At 65.4% G+C, this 26,974-nt stretch carries 21 protein-coding genes; 9 read left to right on the forward strand and 12 right to left on the reverse strand.

Annotated elements, in window-relative coordinates:
- The first annotated feature begins 28 nt into the window (after window positions 1-28).
- The 7 genes from tkt (ACLIIZ_RS17845) (at window position 29) to ACLIIZ_RS17875 (ending at window position 7,746) form a co-directional block, all read left to right on the forward strand.
- Window positions 29-2,062, forward strand: coding sequence for a transketolase (gene tkt / locus ACLIIZ_RS17845; protein WP_416694304.1), 2,034 nt, complete (start codon window positions 29-31; stop codon window positions 2,060-2,062).
- Between the two features lie 46 nt (window positions 2,063-2,108).
- Window positions 2,109-3,113 carry a type I glyceraldehyde-3-phosphate dehydrogenase gene (gene gap, locus ACLIIZ_RS17850; protein WP_416694306.1) on the forward strand — a complete coding sequence of 335 codons (1,005 nt, stop codon included), beginning with the start codon at window positions 2,109-2,111 and terminating at the stop codon, window positions 3,111-3,113.
- A gap of 10 nt (window positions 3,114-3,123) precedes the next feature.
- Entirely contained in the window at window positions 3,124-4,341 is a 1,218-nt protein-coding gene (locus ACLIIZ_RS17855) for a phosphoglycerate kinase (protein ID WP_416694308.1), read from the forward strand.
- Window positions 4,332-5,369, forward strand: coding sequence for a class II fructose-bisphosphate aldolase (gene fba, locus ACLIIZ_RS17860; RefSeq protein WP_416694310.1), 1,038 nt, complete (start codon window positions 4,332-4,334; stop codon window positions 5,367-5,369). Before ACLIIZ_RS17855 ends, fba (ACLIIZ_RS17860) begins: the two co-directional genes overlap by 10 nt.
- A gap of 89 nt (window positions 5,370-5,458) precedes the next feature.
- The gene (rpe, locus tag ACLIIZ_RS17865) at window positions 5,459-6,163 is read left to right on the forward strand and encodes a ribulose-phosphate 3-epimerase (RefSeq protein ID WP_416694312.1); all 705 of its coding nucleotides are present in this window, start codon (window positions 5,459-5,461) and stop codon (window positions 6,161-6,163) included.
- Window positions 6,160-6,822 (forward strand): phosphoglycolate phosphatase, encoded by a 663-nt coding sequence (locus tag ACLIIZ_RS17870; RefSeq protein ID WP_416694314.1) that lies wholly within the window; start codon window positions 6,160-6,162, stop codon window positions 6,820-6,822. Before rpe ends, ACLIIZ_RS17870 begins: the two co-directional genes overlap by 4 nt.
- 78 nt (window positions 6,823-6,900) lie before the next feature.
- The gene (locus tag ACLIIZ_RS17875) at window positions 6,901-7,746 is read left to right on the forward strand and encodes a hypothetical protein (protein ID WP_416694316.1); all 846 of its coding nucleotides are present in this window, start codon (window positions 6,901-6,903) and stop codon (window positions 7,744-7,746) included.
- Between the two features lie 61 nt (window positions 7,747-7,807).
- Here the strand turns inward: ACLIIZ_RS17875 and fba (ACLIIZ_RS17880) are convergent, their stop codons facing one another.
- From fba (ACLIIZ_RS17880) to tkt (ACLIIZ_RS17920), 9 genes are all read right to left on the reverse strand, one after another.
- Window positions 7,808-8,872 carry a class II fructose-bisphosphate aldolase gene (gene fba, locus ACLIIZ_RS17880; protein WP_416694318.1) on the reverse strand — a complete coding sequence of 355 codons (1,065 nt, stop codon included), beginning with the start codon at window positions 8,870-8,872 and terminating at the stop codon, window positions 7,808-7,810.
- A gap of 45 nt (window positions 8,873-8,917) precedes the next feature.
- Window positions 8,918-10,357 carry a pyruvate kinase gene (pyk, locus tag ACLIIZ_RS17885; protein WP_416694320.1) on the reverse strand — a complete coding sequence of 480 codons (1,440 nt, stop codon included), beginning with the start codon at window positions 10,355-10,357 and terminating at the stop codon, window positions 8,918-8,920.
- Window positions 10,358-10,405: 48 nt separating this feature from the next.
- Window positions 10,406-11,497, reverse strand: a complete 1,092-nt coding sequence (locus tag ACLIIZ_RS17890; protein WP_416694322.1) for a diguanylate cyclase — start codon at window positions 11,495-11,497, stop codon at window positions 10,406-10,408.
- A gap of 5 nt (window positions 11,498-11,502) precedes the next feature.
- Window positions 11,503-12,687: a phosphoglycerate kinase gene (locus tag ACLIIZ_RS17895; protein WP_416694324.1), complete on the reverse strand. Its 1,185-nt coding sequence runs from the start codon at window positions 12,685-12,687 to the stop codon at window positions 11,503-11,505.
- Between the two features lie 16 nt (window positions 12,688-12,703).
- Window positions 12,704-13,792, reverse strand: a complete 1,089-nt coding sequence (locus ACLIIZ_RS17900) for a type I glyceraldehyde-3-phosphate dehydrogenase (protein WP_416694326.1) — start codon at window positions 13,790-13,792, stop codon at window positions 12,704-12,706.
- Between the two features lie 74 nt (window positions 13,793-13,866).
- Window positions 13,867-14,562, reverse strand: coding sequence for a hypothetical protein (locus tag ACLIIZ_RS17905; protein ID WP_416694328.1), 696 nt, complete (start codon window positions 14,560-14,562; stop codon window positions 13,867-13,869).
- Between the two features lie 15 nt (window positions 14,563-14,577).
- A complete protein-coding gene (locus ACLIIZ_RS17910; RefSeq protein ID WP_416694330.1) occupies window positions 14,578-16,206 on the reverse strand; it encodes a methyl-accepting chemotaxis protein in 1,629 nt (542 codons plus the stop codon).
- Window positions 16,207-16,408: 202 nt separating this feature from the next.
- On the reverse strand, window positions 16,409-17,437 hold the full coding sequence (gene gap, locus ACLIIZ_RS17915) for a type I glyceraldehyde-3-phosphate dehydrogenase (RefSeq protein ID WP_416694332.1): 1,029 nt from the start codon (window positions 17,435-17,437) through the stop codon (window positions 16,409-16,411).
- A gap of 35 nt (window positions 17,438-17,472) precedes the next feature.
- Window positions 17,473-19,476 carry a transketolase gene (gene tkt / locus ACLIIZ_RS17920; protein WP_416694334.1) on the reverse strand — a complete coding sequence of 668 codons (2,004 nt, stop codon included), beginning with the start codon at window positions 19,474-19,476 and terminating at the stop codon, window positions 17,473-17,475.
- A gap of 207 nt (window positions 19,477-19,683) precedes the next feature.
- Between tkt (ACLIIZ_RS17920) and ACLIIZ_RS17925 the strand changes: the two genes are divergently transcribed.
- Window positions 19,684-20,286 carry a TRAP transporter small permease subunit gene (locus ACLIIZ_RS17925; RefSeq protein ID WP_416694336.1) on the forward strand — a complete coding sequence of 201 codons (603 nt, stop codon included), beginning with the start codon at window positions 19,684-19,686 and terminating at the stop codon, window positions 20,284-20,286.
- Entirely contained in the window at window positions 20,283-22,034 is a 1,752-nt protein-coding gene (locus tag ACLIIZ_RS17930; protein ID WP_416694396.1) for a TRAP transporter large permease, read from the forward strand. Before ACLIIZ_RS17925 ends, ACLIIZ_RS17930 begins: the two co-directional genes overlap by 4 nt.
- A 125-nt stretch (window positions 22,035-22,159) precedes the next feature.
- Here the strand turns inward: ACLIIZ_RS17930 and ACLIIZ_RS17935 are convergent, their stop codons facing one another.
- The 3 genes from ACLIIZ_RS17935 to ACLIIZ_RS17945 all read right to left on the reverse strand — a co-directional run bounded on the left by ACLIIZ_RS17935 (window position 22,160) and on the right by ACLIIZ_RS17945 (window position 26,971).
- Window positions 22,160-23,299: a TRAP transporter substrate-binding protein gene (locus ACLIIZ_RS17935; RefSeq protein ID WP_416694338.1), complete on the reverse strand. Its 1,140-nt coding sequence runs from the start codon at window positions 23,297-23,299 to the stop codon at window positions 22,160-22,162.
- A 144-nt stretch (window positions 23,300-23,443) separates the two neighbouring features.
- On the reverse strand, window positions 23,444-24,457 hold the full coding sequence (locus tag ACLIIZ_RS17940) for a class 1 fructose-bisphosphatase (RefSeq protein WP_416694340.1): 1,014 nt from the start codon (window positions 24,455-24,457) through the stop codon (window positions 23,444-23,446).
- A 33-nt stretch (window positions 24,458-24,490) separates the two neighbouring features.
- Entirely contained in the window at window positions 24,491-26,971 is a 2,481-nt protein-coding gene (locus ACLIIZ_RS17945; RefSeq protein ID WP_416694342.1) for an EAL domain-containing protein, read from the reverse strand.
- Between the last annotated feature and the right edge of the window lie 3 nt (window positions 26,972-26,974).

Raw genomic sequence — 26,974 nt, forward strand, 5'->3', positions numbered from 1 at the left:
GACGGAAATTTCAGCCATGGAGAGAGACATGACGACCACCACCTTCCGCCGCGACCTGGCGAACGCCCTGCGCTTCCTCGCCATCGACGCCGTCGAGCAGGCCAAATCCGGCCACCCCGGCGCGCCGATGGGCATGGCGGACATTGCCGAAGTCCTGTGGCGCGACCATCTGCGCCACAACCCCGCCAACCCGCAGTGGGCCGACCGCGACCGCTTCGTGCTGTCGAACGGGCACGGCTCGATGCTGCTCTACGCCTTGCTCCACCTGAGCGGTTACGACCTGCCGCTCGCCGAGATCAAGCGTTTCCGGCAGTTCGGCAGCAAGACCGCCGGCCATCCGGAAGTGCACCACACGCCGGGCGTCGAGACGACCACCGGGCCGCTCGGCCAGGGCATCAGCAACGCGGTCGGCATGGCGCTCGCCGAGAAGCTGCTCGCCCAGCGCTACAACCGTCCCGGCCACGCCATCGTCGATCACCGCACCTGGGTCTTCCTTGGCGACGGTTGTCTGATGGAAGGGATCAGCCACGAAGCCTGCGCGCTGGCCGGTGTCTGGGGGCTGGACAAGCTGGTCGCCTTCTACGACGACAACGGGATTTCCATCGACGGCCACGTCGCAGGCTGGTTCCGCGACGACACCGTTGCCCGTTTCCGCGCCTACGGCTGGGACGTCATCGGCCCGCTCGACGGCCACGATCCGATTGCCATCGCCGCGGCGACGGCCGAGGCCCGCCAGTCGCGCGGCCGGCCGACGCTGATCGTCTGCCGCACGCAGATCGGCTGGGGGTCGCCGAACAAGGCCGGCAGCCACGACGTGCATGGCGCGCCGCTCGGCGCCGCGGAAGTTGCCGCCACCCGCGCCGCGCTCGGCTGGCCGCATGCGCCGTTCGAGATTCCCGAGGCGCTGCGCGCCGCCTGGGACGCCCGCGCCAGCGGCGCGGCGGCGGAGGCCGCATGGCAACAGCGCTTTGCCGCCTACCGTGCCGCCTATCCGGCGCTGGCCGCCGAGTTCGAGCGCACCCAGGCCGGCGGCCTGCCGGAAGGCTGGCCGGAAATCCGCGCCGAACTGCTCGCCCAGGCGGCAGCGAAGACCGGCGGCATCGCCAGCCGCAAGTCGTCGCAGAACTGCCTCGATTTCCTGATCGAGCGCGTTCCCGAACTGCTCGGCGGTTCGGCCGACCTCACCGGCTCCAACCTGACCGCCGGCAAAGGCAGCGTCGCCTGGCACGCGGCCGGCGACAAGACGCCGAACTACCTGTCCTACGGCGTGCGCGAATTCGGCATGGCGGCGATCATGAACGGCGTCGCCCTGCACGGCGGGTTGATTCCCTATGGCGGCACCTTCGCCGTCTTCTCCGATTACTCGCGCAACGCCATCCGCATGAGCGCGCTGATGCAGCAGCGCGTCGTCCATGTCCTGACCCACGATTCCATCGGCCTCGGCGAGGATGGGCCGACGCACCAGCCGATCGAGCATGTCGGCAGCCTGCGACTGATCCCCGGTCTCGATGTCTGGCGTCCCTGCGACGAGCTGGAAACAGCGGTCGCCTGGGCCGAGGCACTGGAACGCCGCGACGGGCCGAGCGCCCTGTTCCTGTCGCGGCAGAATCTCGAACAATGCGGCGACCGCGCCGCTCGGGCCGAAGAGATTGCCCGTGGCGGCTACGTCCTGCGCGACGCCGACGGCCCCTTGCAGGCGGTGATCCTCGCCACCGGCTCGGAAGTCGGCATCGCCCTGGCCGCGCAGCGCGAGCTGGCCGCCCACGGTGTCGCCGTGCGCGTCGTCTCGATGCCTTGCTGCGAGCGCTTCGACCGCCAGAAGACGGCGTGGAAGAAGGCGGTGCTGCCGCCGGACGTGGTGCGCATCGCCATCGAGGCGGCGCATCCCGATCCCTGGCGCAAGTACGTCGGCCTGGTCGGCGAAGTGGTCGGTATCGACAGCTTCGGCGCCTCCGCCCCGGCCCCCGTCCTCTACGAACATTTCAAGCTGACCGCCGCCCATCTGGCGAGCGTCGTCGTCGAAACCATCGCCCGCGAGAGCGGCAGCGACGGCGACTTCTGAGCGCCCCGGCCGCCACCGATTTCCATTCAAAATCAGGAGACAACCCATGCCAATACGGGTGGCAATCAACGGCTTCGGCCGTATCGGACGCATGGCCTTGCGCGCCATCGCCCAGGAAGACGAGTTTTCCGGTCTCGAGGTGGTCGGCATCAACGACCTGCTCGATGCCGACTACCTCGCCTATCTGCTCAAACACGACTCGGTGCACGGCCGCTTCGGCGGCGAGGTCGCCGTCGATGGCAATAACTTGCTGGTCGATGGCCGGCGCATCCGGCTCAGCGCCGAGCGCGACCCGGCCCGCTTGAACTGGGGCGAACTCGGCGTCGATCTGGTGATCGAGGCGACCGGCTTTTTCCTCACCCAGGAAAGCTGCCAGGCGCATCTTGCTGCCGGGGCGCGCAAGGTTGTCCAGTCGGCGCCGTCGAAGGACGACACGCCGATGTTCGTCTATGGCGTCAATCACGACAGCTACGCCGGTCAGCCCATTCTCTCGGCGGCGTCGTGCACGACCAACTGCCTGGCACCGGTGGCGAAGGTGCTCGACGATCGCTTCGGCATCAAGCGCGGGCTGATGAGCACGGTGCACGCGGCGACCGCCACCCAGAAGACGGTCGACGGTCCGTCCGGCAAGGACTGGCGCGGCGGGCGCGGCATCCTGGACAACATCATTCCGTCCTCGACCGGCGCCGCCAAGGCCGTCGGCAAGGTGATTCCGGCGCTGGCCGGGCGCCTGACCGGGATGGCCTTCCGGGTGCCGACGCCGGACGTCTCGGTGGTCGACCTGACCGTCGAACTGGCGCGCAGCGCGTCCTATGCCGAGATCTGCGCGGCCATGCGCGAAGCCGCCGCCGGACCGCTCAAGGGCGTCCTCGCCTATACCGACCAGGCGGTGGTATCGACCGATTTTCGCGGCTGCCCGCAACCGTCGATCTTCGACGCCGAGGCCGGCATCGCGCTCGATCCCAGCTTCGTCAAGGTCGTCTCGTGGTACGACAACGAGTACGGCTACACCTGCAACATGCTGCGCCTGGCGCGCCATGTCGCGCACTGAGGGGGCGGCGATGACGACTTTCCTGCGCATGACCGAGGTCGACCTTGCCGGCAAGCGGGTGCTGATCCGCGCCGACCTCAACGTGCCGACCGACGACGCCGGCCGGATCACCGACGAGACGCGCATCGTCGCCTCGCTGGCGGCGATGCGGCTGGCGCTCGACGCCGGCGCGGCGGTGATGGTGACCTCGCATTTCGGCCGTCCGAAGGAGGGCGCGCTGCAACCGGGCGACACCCTGGCGCCGGTCGCCGAACGCCTGGCCGAAGCGCTCGGTCGGCCGGTGCCGCTGGTCAGGAACTGGCTGGCCGACGGCTGGAGCGTCAAGCCCGGGCAGATCGTCCTGCTCGAGAACTGCCGCGGCAACGTCGGCGAGAAGGCCGACGATCCGGCGCTCGCCGAAAGCATCGCGGCGCTCTGCGACGTCTATGTCAACGACGCCTTCGGCGCCGCCCACCGTGCCGAGGCAAGCATCTGCGGCGTTGCCCGCTACGCCCCGCTGGCCTGCGCCGGCCCACTGCTGGCCGCCGAACTCGATGCCCTCGGCCAGGCCTTCGAGGCGCCGCGCCGGCCGCTGGTGGCGATCGTCGGCGGTTCCAAGGTGTCCACCAAGCTGTCCATCCTGCGTTCGCTCGCCGCCCGCGTCGACCGCCTGATCGTCGGCGGCGGCATCGCCAACACCTTCCTGCTCGCCGCCGGCAAGCCGATCGGCAAGTCGCTGGCCGAACCCGACCTGCTCGACGAAGCGCGGGCGATCATGGCCATGATGGCGGCGCGCGGCGCGTCCGTTCCGCTGCCCGAGGACGTCGTCGTCGCCGGGGAGTTCTCGGCCAATGCCGAGGCAAGCTTGCGCCCGGTCGACGCGGTCGGTGCCGACGACATGATCTTCGACGTCGGCCCGCGCAGCGCGTGCGAGATTGCCGGCATCCTGCAGGGCGCCGCTACCATCGTCTGGAACGGGCCGCTCGGCGTCTTCGAGTTCCCGCAATTCGCTGCCGGCACCGCGGCGCTGGCCCGAGCCATCGCCGATTCGCCGGCCTTCTCGGTGGCCGGCGGTGGCGACACCCTGGCCGCGATCGGCCAGTTCGGCGTCGGCGAACGCATCGACTACATCTCCACCGGCGGTGGCGCCTTCCTCGAATTCCTCGAAGGCAAGCCGCTGCCCGCCGTCGCCGCGCTCGCAGCGGCGGCGACCCGCCACCATCCGCGAAAGGAAAACGCATGGCTCTGATCTCGCTGCGCCAGTTGCTCGACCACGCCGCCGAGCACGATTACGGCCTGCCCGCCTTCAACGTCAACAACATGGAGCAGATCCACGCCATCATGCAGGCGGCGGCGGCCTGCGACAGCCCGGTGATCCTGCAGGCTTCGGCCGGCGCCCGCAAATATGCCGGCGAGCCCTTCCTGAGGAAGCTGGTCGAAGCGGCGATCGAGCAGTACCCGGAGATTCCGGTCTGCCTGCACCAGGACCACGGCACCTCGCCGGCGGTCTGCCAGCAGTCGATGCGCAGCGGCTTCTCGAGCGTGATGATGGACGGCTCGCTGGGCGAGGACGGCAAGACGCCGACCAGCTACGCCTACAACGTCGACACCACGCGCAAGGTGGTCGAGATGGCGCACGCGATCGGCGTCTCGGTCGAAGGCGAACTCGGTTGCCTCGGTTCGCTGGAAACCGGCGAGGCCGGCGAGGAAGACGGCATCGGCGCCGCCGGCAAGCTCGATCATTCGCAAATGCTGACCGACCCGGAAGAGGCGGCCGACTTCGTCGCCAAGACCGGCGTCGATGCCCTGGCCATCGCCATCGGCACCAGCCACGGCGCCTACAAGTTTACCCGGCCGCCGACCGGCGAGATCCTTGCCATCGACCGCATCAAGGCGATCCACGCGCGCATTCCCAACACCCACCTGGTGATGCACGGATCGAGCAGCGTGCCGCAGGAATGGCTGGCGGTGATCCGCCGCTACGGCGGGGCGATCAAGGAAACCTACGGCGTGCCGGTCGAGGAAATCGTCGAGGGCATCCGCCATGGCGTGCGCAAGGTCAATATCGACACCGACATCCGGCTGGCGATGACCGGCGCGATGCGCCAGGCGATGGCCGAAAGACCGGAAGAATTCGACCCGCGCGCCTTCCTCAAGGCTGCCGTCGTGGCCGCCCGCGACATCTGTCGCTTGCGTTTCGAAGCCTTCGGTTCGTCCGGGCAGGCGAGCAAGATCAAGCCGCTGTCGCTGGAAAGGATGGCCGCCGCCTATCGCTGAACCGCATTACCGAACTCTGCACGGCCCTTGCGTCGTTTCGACCCCGCTCGTCGGGGTCTTTTTTTCCCCTGTTTTTCTGGAGCGCAACCATGTCCGCCCGTGATTTCATCATCGCCCCCAGCCTACTTTCCGCCAATTTCGCCCGCCTGGGCGAGGAAGTGGCCAACGTCATCGCCGCCGGCGCCGACTGGATCCACTTCGACGTGATGGACAACCACTACGTCCCCAACCTGACCATCGGCCCGCTGGTCTGCGAGGCGATCCGCCCGTGCACCGACGCGCCGATCGACGTGCATCTGATGGTCAAGCCGGTCGACCGCATCGTCCCCGATTTCGTCAAGGCCGGCGCCAACCTCATCACCTTCCACCCGGAAGCCTCCGAGCACATCGACCGCACGCTGGCGCTGATCCGCGATGGCGGCTGCCAGGCCGGCCTGGTGTTCAACCCGGCGACGCCGCTCGACCATCTCGACTATGTCCTCGACAAGATCGACGTCGTCCTGCTGATGAGCGTCAACCCCGGCTTCGGCGGCCAGAAGTTCATCCCCGGCACGCTGGCCAAGGCGCGCGCGGCACGAGCCAAGCTCGATGCCTACGAGCGCGACAGCTGCCGGCGCATCCGTCTCGAGATCGACGGCGGGGTCAATCCGGGTAATATTGCGCAGATCGCCTGTGCCGGCGTCGATGCCTTCGTCGCCGGCTCGGCGGTATTCGGCGCCGGTCGCGACGACGACCCGCACCGCTACGATACGATCATTGCCGCGCTGCGCGCGGCGCTCAAGGACCGCCCATGAAATTCCGCTCGATCACCTTCGACCTCGACGGCACCCTGCTCGACACCGTTGCCGACCTCGCCGAAGCCTGCCGCCTGATGCTCGCCGAACTCGGCCAGCCGCCGCGCAGCGAGGCGGAAATCCGGCGTTTCGTCGGGCGTGGCATGGCGGTGCTGGTCGAACGCTGCCTGACCTGGGAAGCGGCGCCCGATCCGGCGCTGCAGGCGCAGGGCATTGCCGCCTTCCAGCGCCACTACGCGGCGGTCAACGGGCGCCAGGCGCAGTTCTTTCCCGGCGTCCGCGAAGGCCTCGCCGCCTGGCACGCCACCGGCCTGCCGCTGGCCGTGGTGACCAACAAGCCCGCGGCGTTCACCGAAGTCCTGCTCGAACGCACCGGCATCGCCCACTATTTCACAGCCGTCGTCTCCGGCGACACGACGCCGCAGCGCAAGCCGCATCCGGCGCCGCTGCTCCATGCTTGCGCGGCGCTCGGCTGCGAACCGGCGAGCAACCTGCACATCGGCGACTCGAAACACGATATCGAAACCGCCCGCAACGCCGGTTGTGCGGTGTACTGCGTGCCCTACGGCTACAACGAGGGCGAACCGCTGCGCGCCGCCGACTGCGACGCGCTGGTTGCTGATTTGCGGGTTGCCTTGCGCCTGGCGGAAAGCGAGTAGCGCGAGCGCCAGCATTCGCCTGTATTTTTTTGCCAATCCATGCAATATTTCCGCAGGATTGCTAGCTAGGGGGCGGATTTGGATAACAGGATCGAAATAGCGCAAGGCGCTTACCGGGTATTCGTCTTCGACGAGGTCTACCCGTTACGGGCAGCTCAGGAACAGGCGGAAAAAAAGAAGCTCGGTGCTTTCGGTATGTTGGCCCGACTCAATCCTCTCAACCGACCGCGGGAAGAAACGGTGATGCTGGCGAAGGAGGTGCTCCGTTACGAGCCCTTCTGGCACGTGGTGGCGCAACGCGCGGTGGACTATGCCTGCGAACTGGTTTATCCGGTGGCAGTGCACAATCCCTATGCCAAGGCGATCACTATCCTGGAGCAGGATTACGAGGTCACTCGCCAGGGCGAGAAAGCGAGGATTGACCTGCATGTTCAGGAGAAGTGCCACCGGAAACTGGACTTCGAAAGCCATGTCGATGGCCTGAGCCGCGATATCAAGCCGTCGATGCTTGATGCCTACATCCGTAAATACAAATTTCAGGAAGTCGACGCTGTAGACAAGCCGGAGGCGCTGACGCCCCTTGTGCCGCTTGCTGCCGTGGCACAGATGGCACAGGCGAAACTTACTGGCGAGGCGATGAATGCGCACGCCATTTTTTCCGAGCGGCTGGCGTTCGAGAAGCTGCACCTCTATTTTCGACCGGTTTTCGCGTTTGAATTCGTCTGGAGTTCAGCCGACCGGCGAGGCGTGATCGAGGTTGACGGTCTGACTGGGGAAACCGTGGAGAACGGCCAGTGGTTCAAGGATCGGCTCGATCGCGTGATGACCCGGGAAATGCTCTTCGAGCTTGGGGCGGAAGTGGCCGGCGGCGTGGTTCCCGGTGGCGGTCTGGCCGTCAAGGCAATCGCGAAAATGACGGAGTGAGTCCAGCTCAGAAAAACAGCCGCCCGCAGGCGGCTGTTATGGTCAAACGGGGGAAAACAGCTTACCTGACGATCTGGTTCAGCTCGCCCTTGGCGTAGCGGTCGGCCATCTTGTCCAGCGATACCGGCTTGATCGTGCTCGCCTGGCCGGCGCAGCCGAAGGCTTCGAAACGGGCGAGGCAGATCTTCTTGGCGGCTTCGCGGGCCGGCTTGAGGTAGTCGCGCGGGTCGAACTTGCCCGGGTTTTCGGCCATGTAGCGGCGGATGGCGCCGGTCATCGCGAGGCGGATGTCAGTGTCGATGTTGACCTTGCGCACGCCATGCTTGATGCCCTTGACGATTTCCTCGACCGGCACGCCGTAGGTTTCCTTCATGTCGCCGCCGAATTCGCGGATTTCGGCGAGCAGTTCCTGCGGCACGCTGGAGGAGCCGTGCATGACCAGGTGGGTGTTCGGGATGCGGGCGTGGATTTCGGCGATGCGGTCGATGGCGAGGATGTCGCCGGTCGGCTTCTTGGTGAACTTGTAGGCGCCGTGGCTGGTGCCGATGGCGATGGCGAGGGCGTCGCAGTTGGTCTGGCGGACGAAGTCGGCGGCTTGCTCGACGTCGGTCAGCAGTTGTTCGCGGGTCATCGTGCCTTCGGCGCCGTGGCCGTCTTCCTTGTCGCCCTTCATGGTTTCCAGCGAGCCGAGCACGCCCAGTTCGCCTTCGACGGAGACGCCGATGCTGTGCGCCAGTTCGGTGACCTTGCGGGTGACTTCGACGTTGTATTCGAAGCTGGCGACGGTCTTGCCGTCGGCTTCCAGCGAGCCGTCCATCATCACCGACGAGAAGCCGGACTTGATCGCCGCCATGCAGACGGCCGGGCTTTGCCCGTGGTCCTGGTGCATGACTATGGGGATGTGCGGGTAGGCTTCGAGCGCGGCCAGGATCTGGTGGCGCAGGAAGGGTTCGCCGGCGTACTTGCGGGCACCGGCCGAGGCCTGCATGATGACCGGCGCATCGAGCTGGCTGGCGGCTTCCATGATGGCCCAGACCTGCTCCATGTTATTGACGTTGAAGGCGGGCAGACCATAGTCGTTTTCGGCGGCGTGGTCGAGCAGTTGGCGCAGGGAGACGAGCGGCATGGGAACTCCTGGATAGTTGGGTCGCTGAATTAACCGGCTATTTTATTACGGACGGGTCGGCTGATGCTCGCCGACGCGCACGATCTTCAGTGTGTTGGTGCCGCCGATGCTGCCGATCGGTTCGCCGATGGTGAGCACGATCAGGTCGCCGCGGTCGACGATGCCGCGTTCGATGAGCAGGGCTTCGGCTTCGGCCAGCAACTGGTCGCGCTCGGTGTGCTGCTGCTGCATGAGCAGCGGACGGACTTCGCGGTATAGCGCCATGCGGCCGATCGCGGCGGCATCCGGGGTCAGCGCGTAGATCGGCACGCCGCAGTTGAGCCGGCTCATCCACAGTGCGGTCGACCCGGACTGGGTCAGTGCGGCGATCGCCTTGACCTTGAGGTGATGGGCGGTCCAGATGGCGGCCATGGCGATCGACTGGTCGATGCGGGTGAACACGCGGTCGAGGAATTCGCGGTCGAGCGTGACTTCGGCCGAGCGCTCGGCTTCGACGCAGATGCGTGCCATCGATTCGACGGTCTCGACCGGGTACTTGCCGGCGGCGGTTTCGGCCGACAGCATCACCGCGTCGGTACCGTCGAGGACGGCGTTGGCGACATCGGAAACTTCGGCGCGGGTTGGCACCGGCGAATGGATCATCGATTCCATCATCTGCGTCGCGGTGATCGCCAGCTTGTTCTTGTCGCGCGCCATGCGGATCATCTTCTTCTGCAGCGCCGGCACGGCGGCGTCGCCGACTTCGACCGCGAGGTCGCCGCGGGCGACCATGACGCCGTCCGAGGCATCGAGGATCTCGGCCATGTTGTCGACGGCTTCGACGCGTTCGATCTTGGCGATCAGCACGGCTTCGCTGCCGGCGGCGCGCAGCAACTGGCGCGCCATGTACATGTCGGCGGCGCTCTTGGGGAAGGAGACGGCGACGAAATCGACGCCGATCTCGGCGGCGGTCTTGATATCGTCCATGTCCTTGGCGGTCAGCGCCGGCGCGGTCAGGCCGCCGCCCTGGCGGTTGATCCCCTTGTTGTTCGATAGCTCACCGCCGACCAGCACGCGGGTGTGGATTTCGGTGCCGCGCACGGCTTCGACCGTGAGCTTGAGACGGCCGTCGTCGAGCAGCAGGATGTCGCCGGGGACGACGTCCTTCGGCAGGTCCTTGTAGTCGAGGCCGACCCGTTCCTGATTGCCGAGCGGGCAGGCGGCGTCGAGGATGAAATGGGCGTCGGCGGTGAGCGTGATGCGGTTGTTCTCGAACTTGCCGACACGGATCTTCGGCCCCTGCAGGTCGCCGAGGATGCCGACGACGCGGCCGTGTTTGGCGGCGGCGGCGCGGATGCCTTCGGCCCTGGCCTTGTGGTCGGCGGCGGTGCCGTGCGAGAAGTTCATGCGGACGACATCGATGCCGGCCTGCACCATGCGCTCCAGGACTTCCGGAGACGACGAGGCGGGGCCGAGGGTGGCGACGATCTTGGTATGGCGGGACATTGTCTCTTCCTGTCTATAGGTGTGGTTATTCTGTCTTGCTACGACGATTCATTCTGGGTCAGGCTGATGACTGGCGTATTTCCGGAGCTGTTCCTCCATTTGTGCCAGGGGGAGGCCGAAATGGAACTGCTGTTCGAGCAGGCGCAGGATGGGCAGCAGTTGCTGGCCGGTTTCGCCCAGTTGCTCGCGGGTGTTTTCCTGGCGCAGCAGGGCCTGGATGCGGGCGAAGGGGTCGTCGGCCGGAGGGTCGCTGCTGATGACATGGCCGCCAGGGGTCTGGCGGGCGAGTTCGAGGCGGCTGACCGCCATTTCGATCAACTGCGCAGCCGATTTGCCGCGTTCCGCCGGCAGGGCGGCGAGACCGGCGCTGACGGCGACCTGTACCGTTGTTTCGGCGATCCGGATGCGGCTCTCGCCGAGGGCGCTGCACACGCGCTGGGCGAAGGCGGTCGCCGTCGCCGGGCTGGTGCCGGGCGAGGCGACGACATAGGTCGAGCCGCCGAGGTGGGCAATCAGGTCGCGCGGGCCGAGCTTGGCGCGGATTACCCGCGCGAAACGCTGGCCGATGTCCTGCATGATCGCCGCGCCGAAGCGTTCGCTGATCGCCGATTCGCTCTCCAGCCCGAAAGCCAGCACGCTGGCCGACCAGGTTTCCGGATCGGCAATTTCCGCCATCTGGTTGCATAGATGGCGGCAGGCCAGGGTGCGGTTGCCGAAGGCTGCCTGGCTGTCGGCGTCGTCGGGGACGGCTTCGATATCCCAATTGACCAGGCGGCAGATGCGGCGGCGGATGTCGTCGGCACTGCCGCCGCGCACGATGAAGTCACTGACGCCGCGCTCCTTGGCCTCCTCGCGGTTGGGGGCGGTTTCGTCCTTCGAGATGAGGAGGAAGAAGGGCAGGTCGGCGAGCCGGCGTAGCCGGTTCTGGCGCAGGCGCGACAACAGCTCGTAACCGCTCAGGCGCGGCAGGCCGATGCTGGAGACGACAGCAACGATCGAAGCGTCGAGCACCAGCGTCTGCCAGGCCGATTCGCCGTCGCCTTCCTCGCGGATGTCGAAGTCCTCGCGCAGCAGCCTGACGAGCGCCGTCCTGGCTACCCGCGAAGGATCGGCGATCAGGATTCGGCGCTTGTCGCTCATCGCGCTCAGCCGGCGGCGCGTTGTTCGAGGACGGCAATCGCCGGCAGCGTCTTGCCTTCGAGGAATTCCAGGAAGGCGCCGCCGCCGGTCGAGATGTAGCCGACGTCGTCGGCGATGTTGAACTTGGCGATGGCGGCCAGCGTATCGCCGCCGCCGGCGATCGAGAAGGCTTCCGAGTGGGCGATGGCCGAAGCCAGCATCTTGGTGCCGCCGGCGAACTGCGGCAGTTCGAAGACGCCGACCGGGCCGTTCCAGACGATGGTGCCGGCGTTGGCGACGATCTCGGCGAGCTTGACGGCACTCTTCGGGCCGACGTCGAGGATGCGGTCGTGGGCGCTGACGTCGTCGATGCAGATCTTGTTGGCACGGGCCAGGGCGGAGACTTCGTCGGCGACGACGACGTCGGTCGGCAGCGGCACTTCGGCGCCGCGTTCCTTCATGATGTCCATGATGGCGTGCGCTTCCTTGACCAGGTCGGGCTCGGCCAGCGATTCGCCGATGCGCTTGCCGGAGGCGAGCAGGAAGGTGTTGGCGATGCCGCCGCCGACGATCAGCTGGTCGACCTTGTCGGCCAGCGAACGCAGGATGGTCAGCTTGGACGACACCTTGGAGCCGCCGACGATGGCCACCAGCGGGCGCTTCGGTTCGTGCAGCGCCTTGGACAGGGCGTCGATCTCGGCGCCCATCAGCACGCCGGCGCAGGCGACCGGCGCGTACTTGGCCATGCCGTGGGTGGTGGCTTCGGCGCGGTGGGCGGTGCCGAAGGCGTCATTGACGTAGATGTCGCAGAGCTTGGCCATCTTCTGCGCCAGCTCGTCGTTGTTCTTCTTCTCGCCCTTGTTGACGCGGCAGTTCTCAAGCAGCACAACCTCACCCGGCTTGACCTCGAAACCGCCATCGACCCAGTCGGCGACCAGGCGCACCGGCAGGTGCAGCATCTGGCCGAGACGCACGGCGACCGGCATCAGGCTGTCTTCCGGGTTGAGCTGGCCTTCGGTCGGGCGACCGAGGTGCGAGGTGACCATGACCGCGGCGCCCTTTTCCAGGCAGTAGCGGATCGACGGCAGCGAGGCGCGGATGCGCGTGTCCTCGGTGATGTTGCCGGCTTCGTCCTGTGGCACGTTGAGGTCGGCGCGGATGAAAACGCGCTTGCCGGAAACATCGAGGTCGGTCAGCTTGATGACGTTCATGGTCTTCTCCAAGGGGTTATTGTTGGTGAGCGGTCCAGTGGCGCGACCAGTGGTCGGCCACTTCGAGCATGCGGTTGGCGAATCCCCATTCATTGTCGAACCAGACGAAGAGATTCAGCAGGTGGCTGCCGGCGGTGCGCGTCTGGCTGCCGTCGACGATCGCCGAGTGCGGATCGTGGTTGAAGTCGATCGAGGCGTGCGCCTGATCGGAGCAGGCCAGGCGGCGCTTGAGCGGGCCGGCGGCGGCGTCGGCGAGCAGCCGGTTGATCGTCTTCGCCGAAACCGCCTGGCGGGTGTGCACGGTAAGGTCGATCGCCGAGACGTTCAGCGTCGGCACCCTGATCGCCTTGGCGTGCACGCGGCCGGCCAGTTGCGGCAGCAGGCGCTCGACGCCGCGCGCCAGGCCGGTCGATACCGGGATGATCGACTGCATCGCCGAACGGGTGCGGCGCAGGTCGTCGTGGTGGTAGCCGTCGATCAGCGGCTGGTCGTTCATCACCGAGTGCAGCGTGGTGAGCAGCGCCTGCTCGACGCCGATTTCGCGGTCGAGCAAGTCGAGCACCGGGACGATCGCGTTGGTCGTGCACGATGCGGCGGAAACCAGGCGTTGGTCGCCGTTCAGGCTGTCCTGGTTGATGCCGGCGACGATGGTGGCATCGACATCGTCGGCACTGTGGCCCGGGTGCGAGAGGAGCAGGCGCGGGCAGCCGGCGGCCAGGAAGCGTGTCAGTTCGTCGCGCCGGCCGTAGGCGCCGGAACATTCGACGAGCAGGTCGATGCCATGCTCGCCCCAGTCGACCTCCTCCGGCGTGCGCGCATGGCTGACGGCGATCGGCCGACCATCGATGAACAGGCGTCCCTCGCCGAGCCCGATTTCGGCCGGGAAACGGCCGTGCGTCGAGTCGTAGCGGGTGAGGTAGGCGATGCTGTCGAGGTTGGCCGGCTCATTGATGGCGACGACCTCGAAACGCCGGTTGGCCGAAGATTCGTGCAGCGCACGCAGGAAGCAGCGACCGATCCGGCCGTAGCCATTGATGGCGAGACGCAGCACTTCAGGGGACGGAAAGTTGGCAGGCAAGTACGGTGGTGCGACGCGGATGGTCAAGCCGCAATTTTACCAGCACGGCATGGATTCCGGGTACGCGTGACAAATGGAGGCGCCCGGCTGTCCGAGCTGCCTCATGGAGTAACTGGCGGGCCAGCCAGGGGCAGGGATTTCAGTTGGCAATCAAACGCAGTCGCTTTTCCGGAGAGGATTTTTTGGCGGGTTCGATGGCGCTGCATGATTTCCTGCCGGCTCAGTTGTTCCGGCCTGACTGCGCTTTCGCCGGCGCCGGCGTTGAAGAGCGGGTAGAGGTGGCCGTTGCGGCCGCGCCGCCACGCTGCCACATGGACTCTTCCTTGTGCCAGGAGCGAATCCATGTATTTGGCGTTCTTGATCGTGTTGGCGGAGATGCCGGCCAGCTTGGCGATTTCCCGGTAGTCCAGCTTGCTTCGGGTATTGAGGATGGCGACGATTTTCGCCATGCCGCGGGAGTCCCGGTCAATCGACGCGAATTTCGGACGGGGGCAATCCGTTCCTCGGCCCAGCGCATAAAGCGGCGTGGTAAAACCGTTGTGGTTTTTCAGCCAGCCTTCGATGCGAATCAGCCCAAGGCCTTTCATCTTTTTGAGGTATCCGCCGCCTTCGAGGGTGGTCAGGGCGATGAAGGCGTCGCGCGCGATCTCCTTGGGAGAGAGGGGGGTTTTTGCTCGCAGCAGCGAAACGATCCGCTGCATCGCCGGGGAGATCGATGCGGCGGTTTCGTCAGTGCTGGCGACGACGGGCCGCCGCCGGTCTTTGGCCGTTTGGCTGGCGGATGCGATTTGAGCCATCGGGCATCGCCGCCATCAGATACGGAAGCGGGACACCGCGGCCTGCAACTGGCGGGCGGTGCTGTCGAGAGAGGTCGAGGCTTGCGAAGTCTCGTGCGCGATGGCGCTGGCTTCTTCCGCCTGGGTCGCGATCTGTTCGATCTTGACGGCGACATCGGTGGATGCGGTCGATTGTTCGCGCAGGCCGCTATCGACATCGCTAATGACCTCGGCGACCTGTTGCGCCATCGCACGCATCTCGGCGATCGCCGATCCGGCCTGCTGCGCCAGCTCAACGCTGCTGTCGGCGAGCTGGACGCCCTGGGCGACGCCGCTGACCACCTGGCCGGTCGATTGCTGGATGGCATTGACCATCTTGCCGATTTCTCCGGTGGACACCGAGGTGCGCTCGGCCAGCTTGCGCACTTCATCGGCGACGACGGCAAAGCCACGCCCGCTTTCGCCGGCGCGGGCGGCTTCGATGGCGGCGTTCAGGGCGAGCAGGTTGGTCTGGTCGGCAATGTCGCGGATCACCGAGACGATGCTGGAGATCTTCTCGGATTCGTTTTTGAGATTGGTGATCTGCTCGGATGCCTCGCGTACGACATCGGCCACCTGATTGATGCGGTCGACCAGTGCGTCGATGGCCTGCCGACCATGGCTGGCTTGCTTGTCCGATTCCCCGGCGAGGCGGGCGGCTTCGCCGGTGCTGTCGGAAACGTGGTTGATCGACACCGTCAGTTCCTCGACGTTGGCGGCGATTGCCGAGGCGGCGGAGCTCTGGATCGACGCCGATTCGTCGATCATCTGCACCGAGTGGTTGAGGGCTTTGGAGGCTTCGAGCACCTGGCCGGCCCCGCGTAGCGATTCGCCGATGGTGCTGCGCAGCGAGAGCTGCATGTGGGCGACCGCGCGCAGCAGCTTGCCGATTTCGTCGGCGCCGCCGCCCGGTACGTCGCCGGTCAGGTTGCCCTCGGCGATGCGCTCGGTGGCGGCGACGGCCTGGTCAAGCTGATGGCCCATGCGCTGGGCGACGACATAGGAAACGATGAGGGCCATCAGAGTGCCGCCGATCAGCGCGGTGATGGCGCCGGTCAGTCCGCTGGCCAGGTCCTTCTGGGTCTGTTCGGACAGCGCGTCGGCCGCCTGGCGGTTGATGTCGGTCAGCTCGTCGGTGCGGTCGCGCAGCTTGTTGGCGTTTTTCACCCACTCGGTTTTGCGCAGTTGCTGGGCGCCGGCTTCATCACCCGCCACGGTCAGCGCAACCGCCTTCTCGACGCTGGCCTTGTAGTCGTCGGCGGCAGCTATGGCGGCCTTGTAGACTTCCCTTTCCTTGTCGCTGGAAATCAGTTTTTCGTACCTGGCGAAGGCCTCGCGCAACATACCGTCGAGCTTCCCCATATCCTTGGCCAGCTTGGCCTTGGCTTCCGGGGTGTCGGGCAACATGTATTCTAGGCTGCGTACGCGATAACGCAGTCGGAGCTGGCTGATTTCCCCGATCGCCTGGATCGAGGGCAGGCTGTTGCCGGCAAGCTCGGCCATATCCCTGCCTGCCGAACGCAATTCGACGACGGAGAAGACGATCGCCGCGATCAGGATGCCGCCGCTGGCAAGAAAGTTGATCAGCAGCTTGTAACGCAGTGAAAGATTGTCGAACCAGCTCATGACGCCTCCCGGAATGTGAAATTATTGTCAGCTTGCTGCATTGCAATTGCTCTATTTTTGGGCAATGCGAGGAGACGATGGATCTGCAGACTGATAGTGCAGTAAATGGATTAAATCTGGCTTAATCGATTATAGGCACTTGGCATTAACCGGGCGAAAAAAAACCGCCGGCTTGCCGGCGGTTTCCTTGAGCCTGCTTCGCTTACTTGGCAGCCATCCAGGCGCGGGCGGCGTCGAGCATGCGGCAGGAGTAGCCCCACTCGTTGTCGTACCAGGCCAGCACCTTGACCAGGGTCGAGCCGTCTTCGGCCTTGAGGACGCGGGTCTGGGTCGCGTCGAAGGTCGAGGAAACCGTGGTGTGGTTGAAATCGGACGACACCAGCGGCTCGGTGTTGACCGCCATGATGCCCTTGAGCGGGCCGTTGGCGGCAGCGGTCATCAGGGCGTTGATTTCGTCCTTGGTGGTGGCGCGCTCGGCGGTGAAGGTCAAATCAACGAGGGACACGTTGATGGTCGGCACGCGCAGCGCGAAACCGTCGAACTTGCCGACCAGTTGCGGCAGCACCAGGCCGACGGCCTTGGCGGCGCCGGTCTTGGTCGGGATGATGTTGGCGGCGGCGGCACGGGCGCGGCGCAGGTCCTTGTGGCGGACGTCCACCGTGACCTGGTCGTTGGTGTAGGCGTGCACCGTGGTCATCAGGCCGGACTTGATGCCGATGGCGTCGGACAGCACCTTGGCCACCGGGGCCAGGCAGTTGGTCGTGCACGAGGCGTTGGAGACGACGCTCATCGCCTGGGTCAGGATGCCTTCGTTGACGCCCATGACGATGGTGCCGTCGACGTCGTCACCGCCCGGGGCGGAGATCAGCACGCGCTTGGCGCCTTGTTCGAGCAGTGCCTGGGCCTTGGCCTTGGAGGTGTAGGCGCCGGTGCATTCGAGCAGGACGTCGACGCCGTGGTCGGCCCAGTTGATGTCCTTGGGGTTCTTGGTCGAGTAGAAGGCGATCTTCTTGCCGTCGATGATGATGCAGTTTTCACCTTCGGTTTCGACGCTGGTCGTGAACCGGCCGTGCGTCGTGTCGTACTTCAGCAGGTGGGCGTTGGTCGCCAGGTCGCCGGAGGCGTTGATCGCGACAACGTCGAATTCGTTCTGCAATCCTTGTTCGTAAATGGCGCGCAGCGTGCAGCGACCGATACGACCGAAACCGTTGATTGCAACCTTGATAGCCATGGATCTATTTCCTCTCTGCGTTGGATGTATTGAAATCAGGACAACAGGCTTTTCGCCGTGGCGACGACGTTGCCGACGGTGAAGCCGAACATTTCGAAGAGCTGGCCGGCCGGTGCCGATTCGCCGAAGCGGTCGATACCGATGACCGCGCCGTGCAGGCCGACGTATTTGCGCCAGAAATCCGGATGTGCCGCTTCGATGGCGATGCGCTTCTTGCAGGTGCCAAGCACCGAAGCCTTGTAGTCGTCGCTCTGGCGGTCGAAGACATTGGTGCAGGGCATCGACACGACGCGCGCAGCAATGCCTTCGCCGGCCAGCGCGGCCTGGGCGTCGAGCGCCAGCTTGACCTCGGAGCCGGTGGCGATCAGCGTGATCTGCGCGTCGGCGTTTTCCGACAGCACGTAGCCGCCCTTGGCGATGTCGGCGTCGGCAGCGTTCTGGGTGACGGTCGGCAGGTTCTGGCGCGACAGGGCGAGCAGGCTCGGGCCGTCGCGGCGTTCGACGCCGGCGATCCAGGCGATGGCGGTTTCCGTCGCGTCGGCCGGGCGCCAGACATCCAGATTCGGGATGATGCGCATCGACGGGATGTGCTCGACCGGCTGGTGGGTCGGGCCGTCCTCGCCGAGACCGATGGAGTCATGGGTATAGACCATGATCTGGCGCTGCTTCATCAGCGCCGCCATGCGGATGCCGTTGCGCGCGTAATCCGAGAAGACCAGGAAGGTCGCGGTGTAGGGAATCAGGCCGCCGTGCAGCGCGAGGCCGTTGGCGATGGCGGTCATGCCGAATTCACGCACGCCGTAGTAGCAGTAGTTGCCGCCCTCAGTCTTGGTGACGCCTTTGCTGCCTTTGACGAAGGTCAGGTTGGAACCGGCCAGGTCGGCCGAGCCGCCGAAGATTTCCGGCACCGCCGGGACCAGCGCGGCGATGGCGTTCTGCGAAGCCTTGCGCGTGGCGATGTTCTCGGCCTTGGCGCGGCAGGTGGCGAGGTAGGCGGCCTTGGTTTCTTCCCAGCTGGCCGGCAGTTGGCGCTGCATCACGCGGCGTTCGAACTCGGCGGCGAGTTCCGGGAACTCGGTCTGGTACTTGGCGAAACGGCGTTCCCAGTTTTCCTGGAAGGCGGCGCCGCGGACTTTGCCGTTCCAGGCGGCATAGACGTCACCGGGGACTTCGAAGGGCGGGAAATTCCAGCCGATGTAGGCGCGGGCGGCGGCGATCTCGTCCTTGCCGAGCGGCGCGCCGTGACAGTCGTGGCTACCCTGCTTGTTCGGCGAGCCGGCGCCGATCACGGTGCGGCAGCAGATCAGGCTCGGTTTGTCATGCACCGCCTTGGCGGCGAGCAGGGCGCGTTCGATGGCTTCCGGGTCGTGGCCGTCGACTTTGGGTACGACGTGCCAGCCGTAGGCCTCGAAGCGTTTCGGCGTGTCGTCGGTGAACCAGCCTTCGACGTGACCGTCGATCGAGATGCCGTTGTCGTCCCAGAAGGCGATCAGCTTGCCCAGGCCAAGCGTGCCGGCGAGCGAGCAGGCTTCATGCGAGACGCCCTCCATCAGGCAGCCGTCGCCGAGGAAGGTGTAGGTGTGGTGGTTGACGATGTCGTGGCCGGGGCGGTTGAACTCGGCAGCCAGCACCTTCTCGGCCAGCGCGAAGCCGACGGCGTTGGTGATGCCCTGGCCGAGCGGCCCGGTGGTCGTCTCGACGCCCGGCGTGTAGCCGTATTCCGGGTGGCCCGGGGTCTTGGCGTGGAGCTGGCGGAAGTTCTTCAGGTCGTCGATGCTGACGTCGTAGCCGGTCAGGTGCAGCAGCGCGTAGATCAGCATCGAACCGTGGCCGTTTGACAGCACGAAGCGGTCGCGGTCGGGCCATGCCGGATTGGCCGGGTTGTGGCGCAGGTGGCGCCGCCACAGGACTTCGGCGATCTCGGCCATGCCCATCGGCGCGCCCGGGTGACCGGAGTTGGCTTGCTGGACGGCGTCCATGGCTAGCGCGCGGATGGCGCCGGTCAGGGGGTTGAACTTGGGAGGAATGCTCACGCTCATGATCCGGGATCCAGCCTGCTGAAAAGCCGTAATTATCGGCGAAAAGCCGGCTTTTGGATAGCTGGCCAGCGGTTTGCCGGTGCTTGTGGGGGCTGTTCGCCAATCATCTTCCAGCCTCTCAGGGCTATCCCTAATTTTTGTGCGACTGGCCGGTGGGTAGACTGCAACGCAGAGATGCCGCCCTTCGTGCGGCAGAGGAGGATGACAATGCAGTATCTGCTCGTGCTGTCGCGTTTGATCGATGCGTTCAGCGAACGTCTCGGGAAATTGATTTACTGGCTGGTCCTGCTTGCCGTGCTGATTTCTGCCGGCAATGCGGTCGTGCGCAAGACGCTCAATATCGGTTCCAATGCCTTCCTGGAAATCCAGTGGTACCTGTTCTCGGCGGTCTTCCTGCTCGGCGCGGGCTTCGTGTTCATGAAGAACGCCCACGTCCGCATCGATTTCCTGTCCAACCGTTTCTCGCCCAAGGTGCGCAATCTCATTGACATCATCGGCATCCTGCTCATCCTCTGGCCTTTCTGCGTGGTTTTCATCGACCTTTCCTGGCCGCTGTTCACTGGCGCCTGGGCTAGCGGGGAAATGTCGCAAAACGCCGGGGGGCTGATCCGTTGGCCGGTATACCTGATGATGCCGGTCGGGTTTGCCTTGCTCATGCTGCAATCGCTCTCCGAACTGATCAAGCGTTTTGCCTTCCTCGCCGGAATGATCCCCGATCCTATCGGCCACAACCCGCACGCCCCCGAGGAGGATGTCCTGTCCTACGAAATCGAAGAGCACGCCGGTCGTGCCCGTGAGGAGAAGCGCTGATGGCCTTCATCGCCGAATACTTTGTCCCCCTGATGTTCGTGGGCTTGATTTTCTTCCTCCTCTCCGGTTTTCCGGTGGCCTTCGCGCTGGCCGCCACCGGCCTGCTGTTCGGTACCGTCGGCATGGAGGCCGGGCTGTTCCCGGCCACCCTGTTCCAGGCTTTGCCGTTACGCCTGTTCGGCATCATGCAGAACGATACCCTGCTGGCCATTCCCTTCTTCACGCTGATGGGCATCATCCTGCAGAAGAGCGGCATGGCCGAGGATCTGCTGGAGTCGATCGGCCAGGTCTTCGGCCCGTTGCGCGGCGGGCTGGCGCTGGCCGTGATCATCGTCGGTGCCCTGCTGGCGGCGACCACTGGGGTGGTTGCCGCGTCGGTGATTGCAATGGGGCTGATCTCGCTGCCAATCATGCTGCGCTACGGTTACAACCGCGCCATCGCCGCCGGGACGATCACCGCCTCCGGCACCTTGGCGCAGGCAATTCCGCCCTCGCTGGTGCTCATCGTGATGGCCGACCAACTCGGTCGCTCGGTCGGCGACATGTATGCCGGGGCGATGATTCCGGCCTTCATGCTGGTTGGGTTGTACGTGATCTTCATCGTCGGTCTGGCGATTTTCAAGCCGGACTGGGTGCCGGCGCTGCCCCCCGAGGCACGGATTTACCGCGAACCGAACGGGCGCAGCGGGCAGCTATCGCTGTGGCTGCTGTCGGCCGGTTCCTGGGCGATCGGCCTGCTGCTCTTCTTCAATTACGACGCGGTTGCCGATAGCCTGTTTGGCAGAAAGGGGCTGGCGCCGTTCGACGAGCGCGCCATCTTCACCCTGTCGGTGATCGGTATCGTCGCCCTGCTGCTGGCGATCATCAACAAGCAACTGAAGCTCGGCCTGCTTTCGGTGTTAGCCGAGCGCGTCACCTTTGCATTGATCCCGCCGCTGGTGCTGATCTTCCTGGTGCTCGGCACGATCTTCCTCGGCATCGCCACGCCGACCGAAGGCGGCGCGATGGGGGCGGTGGGGGCGCTGATCATGGCGCTGAGCCGCCGTCAGCTGTCGCTGACCTTGCTCAAGGAGGCGCTCGACAACAGCGCCCGCCTGTCCTGTTTCGTACTCTTCATCCTGATCGGCTCGACGGTGTTTTCCTTCACCTTCAACGCCGCCGACGGGCACATCTGGGTTGAGCACCTGTTCGACAAGCTGCCCGGCGGGCAGATCGGTTTCCTGGTGTTCGTGAACCTGCTGGTCTTCGTTCTCGGCATGTTCATCGACTTCTTCGAGATTGCCTTCATCGTCGTCCCGCTGCTGGCGCCGGTGGCGGAGAAGATGGACATCAACCTGATCTGGTTCGGCGTGTTGATCGCGATGAACCTGCAGACCTCCTTCCTCACCCCACCTTTCGGTTTCGCGCTGTTCTACCTGCGCAGCGTCGCCGCCCGCACCGCTTACAAGGATGCGGTGACCGGCAAGCAGATCGAACCGCTGACGACGCCGCAGATCTACAAGGGGGCGATTGCCTTCATCATCCTGCAGCTAATCATGGTGGCGGTGCTGATCATGTACCCCGGCCTGGTGACCGGCAGTCTGGACGAAAAGGTCAAGGTCGATCTCAACACCATCGAGCTCGACGCCGGCAGCAGTTCCTGGGGCGATCAGCCCGCCCTGCCGGACCCGATTGCGCCACCGAGCGATCCCGCGGCCGACCCGGCGGCAGCCTTGATGGAGGAAATGCGCCAGGACGCCAAGCGCTGAGGCCTTTTCTCCCGGCAACGAAAACCGCCCGGATGTAATGACCGGGCGGTTTTTTTGTGCCCTGGGTTTTCCGCCCACAAAAAACCCGCAGACCGGCTGCGGGTTGTACGGGCGAGGTGCCTGCCTCAGAGTTTCTGCGACTGCATGTAGCTGTCGAAGCCGGCTTCCGAGAAGCGGAACCACTGGTGCTGGTCGCGGCGGAAGACTTCGTAGTCGGCGTAGATCTTCTTCCAGTTCGGGTTCTTCGCCGACAGCTCGGCGTAGTGTTCCTGCGAGAACTTGAAGGCGGCGTCCATGACGTCCTTCGGCAGACGGAACAGCTTGGTGCCGCCGGCGACCAGTTCCTTCAGCGCGGTCGGGTTGCGGGCATCGTACTTGGCCTGCATGTCGACGTGGGCGAAGGCCGAGGCGCATTCGATGATCGCCTTGTATTCCTTGGACAGGCTGTTGTAGGCCTTGTCGCTGACGTACAGCGTCAGTTGCGGGCCGCCTTCCCACCAGGCCGGGTAGGCGTAGTAGCCGGCGACCTTGTTGAGGCCGAGCTTCTGGTCGTCGTAAGGGCCGATCCATTCGGTGGCGTCGATCGTGCCCTTTTCCAGCGACTGGTAGATTTCGCCGGCCGGGATGTTCTGCGGCACGCCGCCGATGCCGGCGAGGATGCGCCCGCCGAAGCCGCCGATGCGCATCTTCAGGCCGTTCATGTCGGCCAGCGACTTGATTTCCTTGCGGTACCAGCCGCCCATCTGGGCGCCGGTGTTGCCCATCGGGAAGTTGACGATGTTGTACTGGGCGTAGAGTTCGCGCAGCAGCTTCAAGCCGTTGCCCTGGAACATCCAGGCGGTGGTCTGGCGGGAGTTGAGGCCGAACGGGATGGTGCAGTCCATCGCGAAGCTCTCGTCCTTGCCGAAGAAGTAATACGGCGCGGTGTGCGCGCATTCGACGGTGCCCTGCTGGACGGCATCGAGCACGCCGAACGGCGGGACCAGTTCACCGCCGGGGTGGACGGAGATTTCAAACTTGCCGCCGGACAGTTCCTTGACCTTGGCGGAGAAGGTCTCGGCCGCGCCGTAGATGGTGTCGAGCGCCTTCGGGAAGCTGGAGGCAAGGCGCCAGCGGATGGTCTCGCCACCGGTGGCGACGGCGGGGGCCGCCGGGGCGGCGGTCTGCGGGGCGGCTTCTTCCTTCTTGCCGCAGGCGCTCAGCAGCATGCCGGCGCCGGCGGCGGCGCCGAGCGAAGCGGTGGTCAGAAACTTGCGTCTTTCCATGAATGGTCTCCTCGTTTTGATGCCCCGCCGCAGCGGGGTGGATTGGGGCACTATCGATCTATTCGGGGTCGATAGCCATCATGGTCTGCCGATTCGCCGCAATGCCGAATTAGGAGATTCCCTAATCGGCTGCTGCCCGGTGATTCACGCCGCGTGATAGGCGGTGACGCGGTCGACTTCGTTCTTCGAACCGAGGATCACCGGCACGCGCTGGTGCAGGCCGTCCGGGGCAATCTCGAGGATGCGCTGACGGCCGGTGGTGGCGGCGCCGCCCGCTTGCTCGACGAGGAAGGCCATCGGGTTGGCTTCGTACATCAGGCGCAGTTTGCCGCCCTTGCTGCGGACCTTTTCGTCGAGCGGATACATGAAGATGCCGCCGCGGGTCATGATGCGATGCACGTCGGCCACCATCGAGGCCACCCAACGCATGTTGTAATCCTTGCCCAGCGGGCCTTCGCGGCCGGCGGTCATTTCCTCGACGTAGCGCTGCACCGGCGCCTCCCAGAAGCGGCGGTTCGACATGTTGATGGCGAATTCCTTGGTGTCTTCCGGGATGCGCACTTTTTCCTGGGTCAGCACGAACTGTCCCTGCTCGCGGTCGAGGGTGAACACGACGACGCCGTCGCCGACGCTCAGCACCAGCAGCGTCGTCGGACCATAGACCGCATAGCCGGCGGCGACTTGCGCGGTGCCGGGTTGCAGGAAGGCGGCCTGGGCGGCTTCCGGCGAAGACAGGTCGGCGCCTTCAGGGCACTTGAGGACGGAGAAGATGGTGCCGATCGAGACATTGACGTCGATGTTCGACGAGCCGTCGAGCGGGTCGAAAGTGAGCAGGTATTCGCCCTTCGGGAAACGGTGCGGCACCAGATGCGGCAGGTCCATTTCCTCGGAGGCCATGGCGGCGAGGTGGCCGCCCCATTCGTTGGCTTCGAGCAGGATTTCATTGGACAGCACGTCGAGCTTCTTCTGCGCCTCGCCTTGCACGTTGTCGCTGCCGGCTTCGCCGAGTACGCCGCCGAGGCCGCCCTTGCCGATGGCGATCGAAATGGCCTGGCAGGCGCGGGCGACGACTTCGATCAAGGACTTGAGGTTGGCCGGGATGAGGCCCTTGTTACGGTGTTCTTCGGTCAGGTAGCGGGAAAGGGTGCGCTGGGCCATGGGAAATTCCGGGAAAAAGGAAAAACCCGGATTTTACGCCTGGCGGTCTATCGCGTGCAGGAAGGCGAAGGCGGCGGCGCTCGACAGCGGCTTGCTGAACAGGAAACCTTGCACCTCGTCGCAGCCGTTGCTGCGCAGCAGTTCGAGCTGGTCTTCGGTCTCGACGCCTTCGGCGATGACGTTGAGACCGAGCGAATGGGCGAGCGCGATGGTGCCGAAGGCGATCGCCCGGTCGTTGAGATCGTGCTCGATGTCGCGGACGAAGGAGCGGTCGATCTTCAGGTGGTCGATCGGGAACAGCTTGAGGTAGGCGAGCGAGGAATAGCCGGTGCCGAAATCGTCGATCGCCAGGCTGACGCCCATGCGGCCCAGGCGTTCGAGGATGTGGATGGCTTCCTGCGGGTTTTCCATCACCGAGCTTTCGGTGATTTCCAGTTCCAGCAGTTCGGCCGGCAGGCCGGATTCGGCGAGCGCGCCGGCGACCGTCTCGCAGAAATCGCGCCGGCGCAACTGGCGGGCCGAGACGTTGACGGCAACGCGCAAGGGGACGAGGCCGCTGTCGATCCAGTGTTTCATGTCGCGGCAGGCGGTGAGCATGACCCAATCGCCGATCTCGACGATCATGCCGGTTTCCTCGGCGATCGGGATGAAGCGGTCGGGCGAGATCATGCCGTCGACCGGATGGTGCCAGCGGAGCAGCGCTTCGACGCCGGTGGCCCGGTTGTCGGCGCCGAACTGCGGCTGGTAGACCAGGGCCAGTTCGTTGCGGCCGATGGCGTGACGCAGCTTGCGTTCGATGTCGAGGCGCTCGGTCGCCTGCTGATTCATGTCGGCGGCGAAGAACTGGTAGTTGTTGCGGCCGGCCGATTTGGCGTGATACATCGCGGTGTCGGCGTTTTTCAGGATGGCGTCGCCGTCCGGGCCGTCGTCCGGGAAGAGGCTGATGCCGATCGACGGACTGGTGTGCAGTTCGTGACCTTCGGCTTCGATCGGCGTCGCCAGCGCATTGACGATCTTGCTGGCGACCAGCGCCGCGTCGGCCGGCGAATTGATGCCGGGCAGGATGACGACGAACTCGTCGCCGCCCAGGCGGGCGACGAAATCGGTCTCGCGGACGACGCTGGACAGGCGGCAGGCGACTTCGCGCAGCATCTCGTCGCCGACCTGGTGGCCGAGGGTGTCGTTGATGATCTTGAAGCGGTCGAGGTCGATGAACATCATGCCGACCTTCCAGCCGTGACGGCGCGCTTCCGGCAGCAACTGGCCGAGGCGCATGAGCAGCGACAGGCGGTTGGGCAGGCCGGTCAGCGAATCGTGCTGGGCGATGTGGCGCATGCGCGCCTCGGCTTCCTTGCGCTCGGTGATGTCGGCGAAGATCCAGATGTAGTGGCAGGGCAGGTTGCCGGTGTTTTCCTCGACCCGGTTGATGCGCAGGCTGGCCGGGAAACTGCCCTGCTCGCCGCGCCGCACCAGGACTTCGCCGCGCCAGGCGCCATGCAGGCCGAGGCTGGCGTGCAATTGCTCGCGCGACCAGTTGTCGTCGGCGCGGATCAGGTCGAAGACGCTGGTTTGGAGCAAGGCGTCCGGGGTCAGCCCGGTCATCGCCGAGACTGCCGGGTTCACCGACAGCAGGCGGTGCGCCTCGTCGGTAACGGCGATGCCGGCCGGTGTGTGGTCGAACACGACCTGCGCCAGCTTTTCCCGTTCGGCGGAGGCGAGTCGTTCGCTGACGTCGGCATAGATGGTGACGAAGCTGCCATCGGCTAGCGGGACGCCGCGCACGTCGATGGTTGTGCCGTTTGGCCGGGTGCGTTCGAAGTGGTGTGGCACCGGGTGGCGGGCGCGTGCCATCAGCGCGCGGACGATCGATTCCGGTTCGCCGGGGCCGTATTCGCCGCGCTCGGCGTTGAAGCGGTAGATGCGTTCGATCGGCACCGGCTGTTCGGCGAACAGGCTGTCCGGCAGTTCGAGCAGGCGCTGGAACTCCCGGTTGTGCAGCAGCAGGTTGAGGTTCTTGTCGAACATCGTGACGGCGCTGGGAATTGCCTCGACGACGGTTTCCAGCAGCGCGTGCTGGTGACGTAGTTCTTCCTCGGCCTGCTTGCGTTCGGTGATGTCGGTATAGGTGGTGATGAAGCCGGCCAGTTTGCCGTTGATCAGCAGTGGTTCGCTGTCGACCAGGCGGGTGCGGCCGTCCGGGCGCGTCCGTTCCAAACGTTGCGGGTTGAACAGGCTGGCCTGCTCGGTGATCCGCCGGACATGCTCCTCGGCGTCGCCGGGGCCGTATTCACCGCGCTGGGCGGGGATGCGGACGAGGTCGGAGAAGTGCGCCCCTTCCTTGACCAGATCCGGCGGCAAGGCGAGCAGGTCGATGAAACCCTGGTTCCAGACGCGCAACTGCAGGTGCTCGTCGAAGACGCTGATGCCCTGCGGCAGGCTGGAAACCACCGCCTGCAGGTAGGCGAGGCGCAGCCGTGAGTCTTCGGCGGAAGCGGTCGGGGTATCGATGTTCAAGGC

Origin of the sequence: Azonexus caeni, from assembly GCF_048146105.1 — a bacterium.
GTDB classification, from domain to species: Bacteria; Pseudomonadota; Gammaproteobacteria; order Burkholderiales; family Rhodocyclaceae; genus Azonexus; species Azonexus aromaticus_B.

Coding starts and splice junctions, on each gene's coding strand:
- gap (WP_416694332.1), bottom strand. CDS start 17,437: ATGGCTATCAAGGTTGCAATCAACGGTTTCGGTCGTATCGGTCGCTGC.
- ACLIIZ_RS17940 (WP_416694340.1), bottom strand. CDS start 24,457: ATGGCCCAGCGCACCCTTTCCCGCTACCTGACCGAAGAACACCGTAAC.
- fba (WP_416694318.1), bottom strand. CDS start 8,872: ATGCCGCTCGTCTCCCTGCGCCAACTGCTCGACCACGCCGCCGAAAAC.
- ACLIIZ_RS17895 (WP_416694324.1), bottom strand. CDS start 12,687: ATGAACGTCATCAAGCTGACCGACCTCGATGTTTCCGGCAAGCGCGTT.
- ACLIIZ_RS17855 (WP_416694308.1), top strand. CDS start 3,124: ATGACGACTTTCCTGCGCATGACCGAGGTCGACCTTGCCGGCAAGCGG.
- fba (WP_416694310.1), top strand. CDS start 4,332: ATGGCTCTGATCTCGCTGCGCCAGTTGCTCGACCACGCCGCCGAGCAC.
- ACLIIZ_RS17925 (WP_416694336.1), top strand. CDS start 19,684: ATGCAGTATCTGCTCGTGCTGTCGCGTTTGATCGATGCGTTCAGCGAA.
- ACLIIZ_RS17905 (WP_416694328.1), bottom strand. CDS start 14,562: ATGGCTCAAATCGCATCCGCCAGCCAAACGGCCAAAGACCGGCGGCGG.
- ACLIIZ_RS17935 (WP_416694338.1), bottom strand. CDS start 23,299: ATGGAAAGACGCAAGTTTCTGACCACCGCTTCGCTCGGCGCCGCCGCC.
- rpe (WP_416694312.1), top strand. CDS start 5,459: ATGTCCGCCCGTGATTTCATCATCGCCCCCAGCCTACTTTCCGCCAAT.
- ACLIIZ_RS17870 (WP_416694314.1), top strand. CDS start 6,160: ATGAAATTCCGCTCGATCACCTTCGACCTCGACGGCACCCTGCTCGAC.
- gap (WP_416694306.1), top strand. CDS start 2,109: ATGCCAATACGGGTGGCAATCAACGGCTTCGGCCGTATCGGACGCATG.
- pyk (WP_416694320.1), bottom strand. CDS start 10,357: ATGTCCCGCCATACCAAGATCGTCGCCACCCTCGGCCCCGCCTCGTCG.
- ACLIIZ_RS17890 (WP_416694322.1), bottom strand. CDS start 11,497: ATGAGCGACAAGCGCCGAATCCTGATCGCCGATCCTTCGCGGGTAGCC.
- tkt (WP_416694334.1), bottom strand. CDS start 19,476: ATGAGCGTGAGCATTCCTCCCAAGTTCAACCCCCTGACCGGCGCCATC.
- tkt (WP_416694304.1), top strand. CDS start 29: ATGACGACCACCACCTTCCGCCGCGACCTGGCGAACGCCCTGCGCTTC.
- ACLIIZ_RS17910 (WP_416694330.1), bottom strand. CDS start 16,206: ATGAGCTGGTTCGACAATCTTTCACTGCGTTACAAGCTGCTGATCAAC.